The sequence below is a fragment of the Faecalimonas nexilis genome (assembly GCF_059731825.1).
Map to the genome: position 1 here is coordinate 3,600,262 of NZ_AP029189.1, position 12,836 is coordinate 3,613,097.

The window sequence follows — 12,836 nt, forward strand, 5'->3', positions numbered from 1 at the left end:
TCCGTTTTTCTTATTCTTCAATATTCAATATGTTATTTACAGTCTCTTTTGTCATCGTATTGACCATTTTCGAGCCATCCATCTGCACATAATTATAGGCATCACTCTCATCTCTTCCGCCTACATAAAGTGTAAATGTCTGTTCTTTATCATCGCTGTCTGTATATACGACTGTGACTGTTGTGCGCTGTGCCTCATCTAATCCATATTGAGCCAGTTCATCCGCCTGTACAGAATAGTCCACGCAATCTACAAAATAAGCTGCTCCAAGTCCTCCGCCGATTGCTGTGATATCATCTGACTGATCACTGTTATCTGCATCATACTCGGTTGTCTCGCCGGCTTTTGTAATTGTCACCTTCTTGATATTATCTGATCCAATGCTTGGGAATGTCTCTTTCTGAAGCATAGAATCCAAATCAAAATTCATTGCATTTACCACACTGTAATCTACCGTATAGATCTTTTCCTTATCTCCTACAGTCATATAATAGTCTTCACCTGCCGCATTGCCGATATAAATGTTCTGTTCTTCTCCATCAGCATTCTTGAGCGTGATCGTATACTGTGGCTCTTCCAGTCCATAGTCCGCAAGTGTATCTCCATCGGTTAACTCCCGATTAGCTGAAAGCGTTCCAAAAGTCTCCGCCATCGTCTTAAGACTGCTCTGCTGCAGTGGAAATTCTTTATCAGACTCACTGTACCATGTACCATCTTCTTTTATAAACGACATCGTATCTGTTCCGTTCGTATACTGAATTGAGGTGATATCCGACATATCAAGCACTGCAATCTGTTTCTCTTCGTTTTCTTTCTCCGCAGATTTCTTTTTTAACTGCCCTGTCACAACATACGCAACTACAAGCACAACCAGAACTGCCAAAAGAATGATCAGTGATTTATATTTCTTCATTCTATGTCCTCCTTACGCTTTACGGCGTTTCAGCCATCTTACAAATCCAAAGATGACAATGAGAACCGGAACACCTATGATCGCTGCAAGTCCTAATAATCCTGTGTGCTGCATTGTATTGAATGTTGTCTCCAAGCTCTTCGCTTCGATTGAAAGATTGTCTACATCGTCAAAATTACTTGTAACCGCATTCATAAATAGCGTTGTATTTTCCAAGGTTGAGAAGGAATCTGTCACATTTGCATCGATCATAGTTGCCGCCGAAATAACTGTAAATCGGCTTTCATCCTCTGTTGCCACAGCGCCAAGAGTATAAGTTCCCTGAGTCTCCTTATCCTCTGTCACCGCATATCCGTTGCTGGAAGTTGTCATGAAGCTGTCAACTGTGATAGTATCACGTCCCGGATCTGCCGTGTTAAATCCAAGCGCATTGATCAACAACACCATTTTTGAAGAAAGACCGTCCGCCATCTCTCCGCTTGCTGTGATCTCCGGGAATATGTAATATGGATTTCCTTGATAGCATCTTGTTGTGTCTGCAATATAGCCGTCTACCTTTTCCATTCCGTAAGTCTTCATCAGCGCATCTAAATTCGGTGTCTCATTCTGCGTATCTCCCATAATGAACAATACCTTCCCGCCATTTGTGAGATAATCTGTGATCAATGTCTTCTCGTCCGCTGTCAAATCCGACGTCGGCGCATACAGAACAAGCAGATCACAGTCATCCGGAATCTTATTATTCATCATCAGATTCAACTCAGATATTGTGAAATTGGATTTTCCCATCAAATCTGTGATTGTCGTGGAGAAAGTAGATTCTCCGTGTCCTGTTGTGCGGTAGATTGTCTTTGAAGCGTCACTTGTCACATAGTTTATCGCACTTGTCAGCTGGCCTTCTGCATCAAACTCACTTTCTGTCATTGATCCTGTCGTATAATAAGACATCTCATCGTACACAATGATATCTGTGAACGGGATTACCATCTTCTTTTCTGTATCCTTACACTCTACAACAACGCTGTTCTCCTGTGCCTCATATTCTGTAACCGCTGAAGGATGCAGTACCGGATCCACCCAGTCTACCTTCACCTTGTTTGAGAGCGCTGCATATTTCTCTATGAATGTCTGAATTCTCTCATCTGTAGAGCTTTTCTCCGCCAACACATGAATCTGTACCTCTTTATCCAGATTCTTCAAAAGCTTCTTGCTCGTCTTCGTAATCTCATAGAGTGAATTACCACTCAAATCTACACTTTTCATACTGTCAGGAAGCTGACCTGCAATCATATTTATCACGATCACGATTGCGATTACCACCGCAGTTATTACCATACTATATGTCCCATAACGTGATTGAGGACTTTGAAACATTTCTTTTATTTTCTTCACCGATACAGCCTCCTAACTCCAACGTCTTTTTTGTATAGTCTGAATTGTCAGAAATACAAACAATGCAATGAGTGAAAAACATAAAATCAAATCACTGACATCCAATAGTTTGTTCATATACACATTTGAAAAACTACCGGAAATATCTAATTTACCCAAAAGATTCACGAGCAGATTCTCAAACAAAGATGATTTCACAACGTATGTAACGACACATGCAATCACTCCAATTGCTTCTATCACCGCGCTGATAACCCAGTTTTTTGTCAACTGGTATATAATCAACGCCACAATCGTGATAATTGCGATTATTCCAATCACTCCACTGATTGCCGTACTCGGGATAAAATCTAACAATCCGCCCCACAGATGTAAAATGAGAAGCACTGCAAAAGTACTTACCGCTGCGATAATCTGGCTTTCTGTCAACGCAGATAAAAACATTCCGATTGCTATGTAGACACAGCCAAGTATAAAAAACATCAAAATCGCCGCATAGTCCACCCGCAAATAGGCAGTCCCCTGCATTTTGATCACCAGCGGATAGATGCAAAAAATTAGATTCGGAATCAGAAATACTGTTACCATCGCAAGATATTTCCCAAGCACAACATCCACCAGACGGACCGGCGATGTCAAAAGTAGCTGGTCTGTCTTACTCTTTCGTTCTTCCGAAAAACTCTTCATCGTCAATATCGGCACAGCAACGAGGAACATGAACATCACGCCGGATAACGCGTAAGAAAAATACGGATACCCTGCATTCAGATTATATGCCATAAAATAAATACCGACAAACGCCAGTAAAAATGCGATAAACGCATACCCGATCATAGATTGAAAATAAGATTTTAACTCTCTTTTATAAATTGCTTTCATCTGATTTTTGTCCTCCTGTCAATTCTAAGAATACTTCTTCCAACGAAACTGTTGTCTTCTGCAATGTGAGAAGAGGACATTGTGCCTCTGCAAATGCACTGAAAATCGCTTCTCTGATATCTTTTCGTTCTTTCGTCTTAACCTCTGCTTTCAAGATCTCATTTTCCTGTGTATAGGTCACATCTTCGATATCTTTCAGTCCACTTAGGATCTCTCTTACCGTCTCTTCTTCGGCTCTTGTCTCAATATGAATCGTATCGGAGCCATTCATCAATTCTTCCAAATGCTCCGGAGTATCGCTTGCAACCAGCTTTCCTTTTGAGATAATCATAATGTAATCGCACACTTCACGAATCTCCGCCAAAATATGCGAACTCAAAATAACCGTGTGCTCTTTCGCCAGTTCACGGATCAGTTCACGAATCTCAATGATCTGCTTTGGATCGAGCCCTACAGTCGGCTCATCCAGTATGATAATCTCCGGAAATCCTAAAATCGCCTGCGCAAGTCCTACTCTCTGCTTATATCCTTTTGACAGATTTTTAATCAATCTGTCCTGCACGTCTGCGAGCTTGACAAGCTTCAACGCCTTTTCAATCTCCGCTTCTCGGTCTTCTTTTTTAATCTTTTTTAATTCTGTTGAAAACTTAAGATATTCCATGACAGTCATATCCATATATAATGGAGGCAGCTCCGGCAGATAACCGATACTTTTCTTCGCCGCTTCCGGCTCCTTCAAAATATCGTGCCCATTGATGAGTACCTCACCGTCTGTTGCCCCCAAATATCCTGTCATAATATTCATTGTGGTAGATTTTCCGGCGCCGTTCGGTCCGAGAAATCCATAGATTTGTCCTTTTTCAACTGTAAAGCTCAGATGATCTACAGCTGTGTGATCGCCATATTTCTTGACTAAATTTTTTACTTCTATCAATTTCTTCCCTCCTGAAACAACATGAATTGTTTATATTATATGAAAAGAAATCGATAACTTTATGATATTTTTGTGTTTAAATTATGAGAATTCTGTGTTCATTCTGTGAAACACATCTTTTCCCACTAAGCGTCCTTCTTTTGCAGATTTAATACTAAGTTGAATCCAAACGGATTTATAACAACTCCTGACATCTCATCATTCAAAAGATTAGATACTTTTTCAGCCTCTACGACGCCTCCCTTAAATTTGTCCTCACGATTGAACTTTTGAAATTCGTGAAGATCTGTGAATAAAGGAAGGTAAGCCTGTCCTTCTTTTTGTTTTAAAATTGGGATGCCATGCTCTTCCTGTGTCGGAACAATGTATTTTCCTCTGCTGAAATGCACCAGCATCTCTTCATAAGTCTCTTTCAGTTCATCAGACATTGGAATTGTCTGATTCTTACGAAATTCCTGCTCAAAATAAAGCGCTGTGAGCTGGAATTCCGGATTCTCCACACGCACTTTCCCATCGTCAATCTCCGCAGGATCTTTTCTGCGCAGCAAATCACTGTGCTGAATCAAAATATCTCCATCCACGCCCTGATTGATATGCAGACAATTCACTCCCATCGGATAGAGGCTTGTATAAAACTCTAAAAACAGACGGTTTTCGACCTTTGCTATATGTACGAGGTTCCCTGCATCTAAAAGCTTCTTTCCAGCTTCCTTTGCCGGCTCTTCCTCAAAATAGACAAACACCTTATCATCGAATGTCTCTTCGTCACACGCAACATACGGCATCTTTGTAAATCCTGACATAATCACATAAATTGCTTCTGCCTGTTGTAAATTTTTAATTACTTCTAATTTTTTATCGCTCATATTTTCCCGATTCCTTCCTTTTTTTGCAAATATACATCTAACTCCTATTATAATATAGAATATTCTTAAAGTATAGGAAAATGTTCTATCAATTTTTCTTTTTCTTTCCGACTCATGTGTTTGATCGCATACTCTCGCTTCATCGCTTCCTCTTTTGCTTCAAAAGTCTCATAATACACAAGTGTGACCGGCTTTCTCGCCCGCGTGTATTTGGCGCCTTTCCCGCTGTTATGATCTGCAATTCGCTTTTCCAGATTATTCGTCCACCCCGTGTATAGCGTGCCATCCTTGCATTCTACGATATATGTGTAATTCATTATTTTTTCCCTCTTTTCCTGAATACCATTATAAGATAACACACCCCTGTCACAGTGACAATTCTCTGTATTATGAAATGCGCTTTTTGCATTATAAATCCCTGTTGTCTTACCCAATTCATGTCGGGCTTGCCGCATCATTTAATGTCTCGTTTGTTCCGTTTAAAATCAGACGTTGCCTGTCTGTATCTCTCACATAACATTCCATCTCCGGGTTCCGGAGATAATTACATCGAAAGTCAAACGTCGCTTGTGAAAAATCATCGGTAAAATTCCGTTCTTCCTCCCTTTGTGTTCTTTCATTTATCCTCATTGTAAGAAAGTTCAGAAAAAAAATACCATTCTTTTCGGAGGTTTTAATTTTGCTTTATTATTTTGCAATAAAAGAAGCAGCTCTTAACGAACTGCTTCTTTTCTTATTTTCTTATTATTTGTCTGTTTTTCTTCTTTTGAATAACAGAAGTGCAATTGCAACCAAAGCGCCAAGAGCTGTCGCTGTCATAGTTGTCATCACATTTGCTGTATCACCTGTATCCACTACTGAATCTGATTTTGAATCTGGTTTTAAATTTGGTTTTGAACCTTGATTATCACTATCATTTGGTGTAGATGGTGTCGTTGGTGTATTATCTGTATTTACTTTCTTAATAGATACATTGAACGGAAGGAATGTTACATCATAGTTCTGATTCTGTGAAGCAGACTCATCTAATGCATATGTAACTGTATAAGTTCCAGCATCTACCGGCATTCCTTCTGTCTCAATCGGAGTTTCCAGTTTTGTTCCATCTGCTAATGCTGTCTGGCTTGTTACAACCTTTAACTCTAAACCAAGATCTGCTGCGTCTGCTGTATCTTTATCTGCTGCTAATCCAGAAATTGTATATGGCGCTTCTGCTGCTTTTCCATCATATGTTTTTTCTACATCTTCCGCGCTGATTGTAATCTCACGTGGAAGGATCTCCAATGTACCATTCTCTTCTACAATACCGTACTCGTAGTTTTCACTTTCATTCTCTACAGTTGGTATCAACGTGTAAGTTCCTACATCTTCACCTTTTTCACGTACTACTTTGATTTCACCCAGATTTTCATCTGTCACAGCATCACCCTTCTCGTCTGTTACACTGAATGAATAAGCCGGATCCGCATCATCGTAACGTTTTACGTAATTTCCGTCATTTTGCTCTCCACCAGTAACAGAGATTGTAATTACCTTTTTGGCAATTGTAAGTTGTCCATACTCAAATGTTACTTTATAGTTTGCATTCAATACATTTTCATTTTCTGGATAAATTCTATAGGTTCCTACATTCTCTCCCGGCTCGCGAACAAGTTTGATGTCAAGGTTATCGTCACCAACCAGTTCTCCTTCTAATGTATACTTAAATTGCGGATCTTTTTCTCCATACACTTTTGCTGTCGAATTAATCTTAACTGTAAGTTCTCTTGCTTTGATCACAACATTAAACGGCAGGAATGTCACTTTATAGTTTGCATTCTGTGAAGCTGTTTCATCAAGTGCATAAGAAACTTCGTAAGTTCCCGCTTCTGTCGGCATATCTGCTTTTACGTGAAGTCCAAGATCTTCTGCATCTGCTGTATCTTTATCTGCCGGCAATCCGGAAATTGTGTACGGTGCTTCTGCTGCTTCTCCGTCGTATACTTTCTGTACATCTTCTGCGCTGATTGTAATGCTGCGTGGAATAATCTCAAGTGTTCCAGTCTCAACTGTATAAGTATAGTTTGGACTTAAGTTTTCCACAGTCGGAGTAATTGTATAAGTATTTACATCTTCTCCCTCTTCACGAACTAATTTTACTTTGCCAAATTCTTCATTTTCCGGCACATCAGTATTAACCAGTGCATCTACACAGTAAGTATAAATTGGATCTATATCTCCATAACTTTTTGTGTAATTTCCGCTGCTGTCATTTCCACCGGTAACTCTGATCACTGCATTTGCCTGTGTAATCTCAAGGTTACCATTTACTACTGTAATTGCATAATTTGCATTTAACTCTGCTTCATTCTCTACATAGATTTCGTAGTTTCCTACATTCTCACCCTGTTTACGAGCAAGCTTGATACCAAGATCTTTCAGAGTATCTCCCTCTGCCAAACTTCCTTCTGTGATCTCATAAGAGAATGCCGGATCCTCTGTACCATATGTTTTTGAATAAGAACCGATTTGAACAGTAATTGCTCTCTGTTCGATTGTATGTGTTCCGTCCTGAGTCTTAATTGTTCTATAGTAGTTTTTCTGAACTGACTTTGGTACACTGACAGAAATTGCATGGCTTCCTACTGCAGAGTCATTGCCATCACATTTTACTGTTGCTTTGATCGTCTCTACATCTCTTGCAGCAAGACCAGATGTTGTATACTGCACTTTTGTGAGATCTGTCGGTTCCCCGTAAGTTGTTGTCAATAATCCAACCTGAATCTTTCCTTTTGCATATGATTTCAGAATCAGTACGGAACCACCGCCTAATTTGATTGCCGGCTGGTAAGTATCATCTCCTGCAAATGATGCTGATGCTAAATAGAAGCCTGCATCTACCGGCATCTCTTTGCTGTAATATCCTTCAATTCCTGCTTCGATTCCTGCATATTTTACTTCTGCATCTGCGATTCTGTCGCCATTTGCATTATAAACTCCTGCTTTTAATCCGTGTGGATTACCATCATATCTTGCTGTCAAAGCTGATGGCTCAAATTTAATTTCTACTTCTTCTCGCTGAATTGTATATAATCTGCTAATTGGAAGTGCGAAATAATTTCCTCCCAATACATAAACACTTTCTGTGTACGCACCTGGCTCTAAACATGGAGTTGTTCCTGTATAAAGCTTTCCGCTTGTTGTCATTCCGACATAAAGTGTATGAACATTGTTTGTCTCCTGAACATCTCCGTCTACAATGTGTCCGCCGAAGTCAAATGCCTGCGCCTGACTGATTGTCAGTTTGTGCGCATTGTTGTCAAATTCCTGATCAAATGCAAGTTTTACATCTGATGTCTTTGGAGCGACTGTGAGAAGTCCTATTCCTAATGCTGTCTTATAGTTTTGGCTTGCTGTAACACCAACTGCTGTATATACTCCTGCTTCACTCGGAAGTTCGCCAAGAGATACTGTTGTGTCAAGTAGTCCCGGAGCAACTTGCTCGATCACATCGATTGCCTGCTGAATTCCGGCAACTATATCACTGATATCTTCCCCTGGAATTTTCTGTAAAATATCAGTCAGCTGACTGACTTTAAATTCTTTAATTCCAAGTGTGTCTGTAATAAATTTTTGAAGAGACAGGTTTCCGATAACCGGAATCTCTTTTCCTGCGATATCGTTGATTGTAATCTGAGATGCATCCACGCTCACATAAAGAGCTCCGTTTCCTGTCACACCACCAATGATTCCAATTACTTTTGCATCGGAAGGGTTTGATGAAAATACCGGTGCAAAACTTTCTCCGTATGTAATATTCTGAGAATTTACAGTTACAGAGGCTTTTCCTTTTTCAATTGTGATAACAGTACTTGCCTCACAAGGTTTATAATCGTCAGAGCCTTTGTAAGAGACTGTTACTGTCTGTTCTCCAAGCGCTCTTTCAAATTCGATTGTGAAGTCATCGATTGTATGTGCAATCGCAGTTCCCTCACCTGTGTTTAAAGAAGCGATGACTTTCTCATAGATTTCCTGCTTCATCGTCTCTTCTGTGTTATATTGTAATGTAACACCAGCATTCAATTCCAAAACTGAGACAGAACGCGGGTCTACAATCGTTACTGTAATTTCATCAGAACTAAAACTTCCATATTGGTCATTGCCGGCATATGTAATTTTAATCTGCTCTGTCTCTTTTGTTCCAAATTTATGATCTGTAAATCCATGCAAAAAGTCTGGTTCATAATTTACTTCCTGCCATTTCCCCCATGCTCCTGCATAGTACTGAATTGTCACATCATCTACTGTCAGGTCTGCCGGAACAGAAGCTCCTGCGTTGACCAAAGTGTTGAAGATATTTGACTCTGTTGTAGCCTGATCCATCCCATCACGGTATCCAACTGCATATACGCCATCTTCGTTTTTGTCATTTAACGCAAATCCTGTCTTTACAAGCGTTGCGCTTACTGAATATGTCTGATTTTCTCCTGCCTGATAAGATGCGCTTGCTGTCTGATTTGCAAAAGTGACATTATCAAGTGCTGTATCATTTACTTTAATCTCAGTTACCGCATAACCTGCATTGGGTGTTACTTCAATTGTAAATTCCTTGTTATTCTCTACCTTAACAGATGCATCACTGCTTTCGTTAATCTTAATTTTGGCATTTTCGACTGCTGTACTCTCTACTGTCGAATACTGTCTCAGTGTATATACCACTTTTACAGTTGTATCTGCCTGTACTGACGCTACTGTGTAAGTTCCGTTTTCATTTTGAGTCACGCCTTCTACAGTTACGTCATACCCGTCAATGTCTTTCACAGAAAATGTCACTGCTTCGTTTTGGTAAACCTTAGCAGATGATGCACTCTGTCCGTCGATCAACACTCCCCCTGCTTCATGTCCTTCGACTACAAAACCTACATTGTAGTAGATTTTAACTTGCATTGTCCCTGCATCTTTCCATTTTCCGAAAGGTTGCCGTGTCTGTACATCATACACATTTGACTGCAATGTGTGTGATTTTGTGATATCTACAGTCTGCCACTCATCCTGTGTCCCTGAAACCCGGAAACGATATTCAAGGGCAACCCCAAATGCATTTTGAAACTTTCCACGAAGATCTACCCCCGCTACTTTGTTCCCATGAAACTCTGCTTCATGTTCTGTCTGCTGTGTATTAGTATCTTCATCCTGTTGCTGTTGTTGATCCACCTGCTCTGTCGTCTCTTCCTGTGACTGCACTTGCTGTTCTGTCGTGCTCTGTGGCTCAGTCGCTGTCACATCTTCCGCAAATACGGTCGTCGGCACATTGCTTAATGTCAGCGCAAGTGTTAGTACAAGTGCAAGCAGACGCTTTGTCTGATTCTTTTTCATTACAGTACGTTCTCCCTTCTAATGTAATAATGTTCTGTTCTTGATTGTGGTAAAATTCCTGAAATGGTATTTTTTCCCAATGTTCATTATAAATATGAAAATCTATTGTTTTCAACACTTTCTCGGGTTTATGACGTTTTTCTCGTTTTTTTACATTTTTGTCGAGCAACCGGATTATTTGTCGTCAAATCACCTGTGTATTTTTCAAAAATCAAAATATGTATATTGCAAAATGTCGAATTAAACAAACCAAGATTTACACTTCGTATCAACCATGTTAAAATGTAACAATCACAATACTTGACAGATGTAGGAGTATACATACACATGCACTTTAAAAAGCTTTATTTAAATTTTTTTCCAGACAAAAAGTCGGGCGTCAATTGATCACTTTATAATACATACTTTGGATGCTGAGATTCATAAACTTATTGATGAAGTACATCCTCATTATCTGACCATTCCTGGAATTGAGCCGGGAATAAACAATTCCGGCACTGAATCTTATGACGGCAGAATGGTGAAACATGGTTCATCGCAGCTCCATGAGACTTGTGAGGTAAACCAGCTTATCCTTACAAACACCAACGAGACTTGCGAGCAATTGAACTTAACTTCTTATGTAGAATTCTGCTTCTTATTTCGAGTCAGGGACCGGTCGTGGTATGGGATTCCGCGATTCCTGTCAGGATCTGCTTGGATTCGTACACTTGATCCCAGATTGCGCGCGCCAGAGAATTCTCGACATTGCAGCGACACAGTTTGAAGATGGAAGCGGATTTAATGATGATCCACTGTGACTGATTGCAGGTACTGCTGCCTATATCAAAGAGACCGGGGATCTGTCTATCTTAGATGAAATGGTAGACTTCAACAATGATTCTGCACTTGCGAAACCATTATCAGAACATCTGAAACGTTCCTTTGACGGTCTGGAAATAGGTCCTTGTATTCCATCAAATATGGATGGATTTACGGCAACTCGTAAGTACCGCAATGCAGTGTATTACATCACAGTAAAGTACCCGAATCATGTAGAAGAAGTGATGGGATAAGAAATCCCCATCACTTCTCCATAGAATCATATTTCTCACGGTATTTTTTCGGTGTCATTCCATATTCTTCTTTAAACAGTTTATGGAAATGACTTGAATTTTCATACCCGACTTCTACAACAATCTGCTCTATCAGCGTGTCTGTCTCCGTCAGGAGATAGGCCGCCTGGAGTATACGTCTTCTCTGCAGATATTTTGTAAAGGTATAAGGGGAATACTGGCAAGCCAAACGCATGAATGTGCTCCTCAACCACACCATATACTAAATTCAAAAATTATAAAGACATAATCTTCTCTAAATGCTTTTCTGGATTTGTTCCAATCACATACCGTTTCTTTTTCATGCTTAACGGACGGCTTCCTACCTCTAAAATTTTTAACATATTCAAAGCCAGTTTTCTTATAATGTTCAGATTATAGGATGCCTGCTTTTCTAATGTGTGATTCCCATCTTCTCGAAAGGTTACATCTAAATGCCAATGATAGCTTTCTATCATCCAATGACCACGCACAGCTCGCTCTGCTTCTTCTATATTGGTCGACAGGCTGCTTATGAAATATCTTTCTTCTACTGTTGTACTGCCATCTGTCCCTGCTATTGTATTACGAGTCATGATAATGCTTTTTAATCCTGCCCATTCTTTCTTCCGGCTTAACCAGCTGATGTCTTCTGTCTGCCAGTATTCCCGTTTCTCAAGGTTCCCCCTGGCCTTTTCTATCCGGTTTTTATAAGCGCATTTCTCACGAAGTTCTTTATCTGCAAAATATTCCCTCACATCTTCCAGAAGACTCCCCTGGTTTGCCTTTAATGCCAGAACATAATCCGCACGCTTTTGGCGGATTTTCTTTACAATAGCCACCTGGGTTCCCATGGCATCTGTTGTTATGATTGTCCCTTTTATATTCAGATGGTCCAACAGTTCTGGGATTGCTTTGATCTCATTTGTTTTTTCTTCTACTCGTTTCTGTCCCAGGCAAAAGCCTCTTTCATCTACAGCACTGACAATATGATTCGGTCTCTGGTTCTTATTTCCGTTCCCTCTCTGGGTTTTTCCGTCAATCGCAAGCAGGCGCTTTACTTTCTCCCCCTCATCGCTGCTTAACATTTCATTCCACTTTTGCTGAAAACTTTCCAGAAATTCAGTGGGCACCATTGCAAAAACTCTTTGGAGTGTATCATGGGAAGGGATTCCATTTGGAAGTTCCAGATAATTTTGCAAAAAATCTTCATGTTCTTTTCCAAACATCTCAATCTCTACCCAATCATCTGCATTTGCAAGCGTAGCAAAAAATACAAGCAGGATAATATCCGCCATCTTATGCAAAACTTTCTTCTCCTGTCTTATGTCCATCACCGTACCTGCATAGTCTAAAATCTCTTTCATAGGAACACCCCATCCTTTTTTCTTTGATTATATCAAAAAATCCGGACAGGGTGTTCA

Annotated in this window: 10 protein-coding genes and 1 pseudogene; 1 reads left to right on the top strand and 10 read right to left on the bottom strand. The window is 40.0% G+C overall.

Annotation, left to right across the window (positions count from 1 at the left end; all coding sequences use genetic code 11):
- Nucleotides 1–10 precede the first annotated feature (10 nt).
- The 8 genes from AC6I5B_RS17860 to AC6I5B_RS17895 form a co-directional block, all read right to left on the bottom strand.
- Nucleotides 11–913, bottom strand: a complete 903-nt coding sequence (locus AC6I5B_RS17860) for a DUF4340 domain-containing protein (RefSeq protein ID WP_004613199.1) — start codon at nucleotides 911–913, stop codon at nucleotides 11–13.
- 12 nt (nucleotides 914–925) lie between these two features.
- A complete protein-coding gene (locus tag AC6I5B_RS17865) occupies nucleotides 926–2,305 on the bottom strand; it encodes a DUF7088 domain-containing protein (RefSeq protein ID WP_497773506.1) in 1,380 nt (459 codons plus the stop codon).
- A 12-nt stretch (nucleotides 2,306–2,317) separates the two neighbouring features.
- Nucleotides 2,318–3,184 carry an ABC transporter permease gene (locus tag AC6I5B_RS17870; RefSeq protein WP_004613201.1) on the bottom strand — a complete coding sequence of 289 codons (867 nt, stop codon included), beginning with the start codon at nucleotides 3,182–3,184 and terminating at the stop codon, nucleotides 2,318–2,320.
- Complete coding sequence (locus AC6I5B_RS17875; RefSeq protein WP_004613202.1) at nucleotides 3,168–4,118, bottom strand: ABC transporter ATP-binding protein; 951 nt, start codon at nucleotides 4,116–4,118, stop codon at nucleotides 3,168–3,170. The genes AC6I5B_RS17870 and AC6I5B_RS17875 overlap by 17 nt, the downstream gene beginning before the upstream one ends.
- A gap of 125 nt (nucleotides 4,119–4,243) precedes the next feature.
- Nucleotides 4,244–4,984, bottom strand: a complete 741-nt coding sequence (locus AC6I5B_RS17880; RefSeq protein ID WP_004613203.1) for an SseB family protein — start codon at nucleotides 4,982–4,984, stop codon at nucleotides 4,244–4,246.
- A 65-nt stretch (nucleotides 4,985–5,049) separates the two neighbouring features.
- Complete coding sequence (locus AC6I5B_RS17885) at nucleotides 5,050–5,301, bottom strand: GIY-YIG nuclease family protein (RefSeq protein WP_044987458.1); 252 nt, start codon at nucleotides 5,299–5,301, stop codon at nucleotides 5,050–5,052.
- 118 nt (nucleotides 5,302–5,419) lie between these two features.
- The gene (locus AC6I5B_RS17890; protein ID WP_136017783.1) at nucleotides 5,420–5,614 is read right to left on the bottom strand and encodes a hypothetical protein; all 195 of its coding nucleotides are present in this window, start codon (nucleotides 5,612–5,614) and stop codon (nucleotides 5,420–5,422) included.
- A 114-nt stretch (nucleotides 5,615–5,728) separates the two neighbouring features.
- On the bottom strand, nucleotides 5,729–10,339 hold the full coding sequence (locus AC6I5B_RS17895; RefSeq protein ID WP_022250640.1) for an MBG domain-containing protein: 4,611 nt from the start codon (nucleotides 10,337–10,339) through the stop codon (nucleotides 5,729–5,731).
- Between the two features lie 629 nt (nucleotides 10,340–10,968).
- Here AC6I5B_RS17895 and AC6I5B_RS17900 point away from each other — a divergent pair.
- A pseudogene (locus AC6I5B_RS17900) lies at nucleotides 10,969–11,265 on the top strand (GH36-type glycosyl hydrolase domain-containing protein); the annotation flags it as partial.
- A gap of 139 nt (nucleotides 11,266–11,404) precedes the next feature.
- Here the strand turns inward: AC6I5B_RS17900 and AC6I5B_RS17905 are convergent.
- Together AC6I5B_RS17905 and AC6I5B_RS17910 are read right to left on the bottom strand one after the other, a co-directional pair.
- The gene (locus AC6I5B_RS17905) at nucleotides 11,405–11,629 is read right to left on the bottom strand and encodes a helix-turn-helix domain-containing protein (protein WP_497773507.1); all 225 of its coding nucleotides are present in this window, start codon (nucleotides 11,627–11,629) and stop codon (nucleotides 11,405–11,407) included.
- Nucleotides 11,630–11,669: 40 nt separating this feature from the next.
- Complete coding sequence (locus AC6I5B_RS17910; protein ID WP_071143769.1) at nucleotides 11,670–12,779, bottom strand: ISAs1 family transposase; 1,110 nt, start codon at nucleotides 12,777–12,779, stop codon at nucleotides 11,670–11,672.
- Nucleotides 12,780–12,836 lie beyond the last annotated feature (57 nt).

Excerpts from the sequence above, each read along its gene's own strand:
- AC6I5B_RS17860 (WP_004613199.1), bottom strand. The coding sequence starts at position 913 with ATGAAGAAATATAAATCACTGATCATTCTTTTGGCAGTTCTGGTTGTG.
- AC6I5B_RS17870 (WP_004613201.1), bottom strand. The coding sequence starts at position 3,184 with ATGAAAGCAATTTATAAAAGAGAGTTAAAATCTTATTTTCAATCTATG.
- AC6I5B_RS17880 (WP_004613203.1), bottom strand. The coding sequence starts at position 4,984 with ATGAGCGATAAAAAATTAGAAGTAATTAAAAATTTACAACAGGCAGAA.
- AC6I5B_RS17885 (WP_044987458.1), bottom strand. The coding sequence starts at position 5,301 with ATGAATTACACATATATCGTAGAATGCAAGGATGGCACGCTATACACG.
- AC6I5B_RS17890 (WP_136017783.1), bottom strand. The coding sequence starts at position 5,614 with ATGAGGATAAATGAAAGAACACAAAGGGAGGAAGAACGGAATTTTACC.
- AC6I5B_RS17895 (WP_022250640.1), bottom strand. The coding sequence starts at position 10,339 with ATGAAAAAGAATCAGACAAAGCGTCTGCTTGCACTTGTACTAACACTT.
- AC6I5B_RS17905 (WP_497773507.1), bottom strand. The coding sequence starts at position 11,629 with ATGCGTTTGGCTTGCCAGTATTCCCCTTATACCTTTACAAAATATCTG.
- AC6I5B_RS17910 (WP_071143769.1), bottom strand. The coding sequence starts at position 12,779 with ATGAAAGAGATTTTAGACTATGCAGGTACGGTGATGGACATAAGACAG.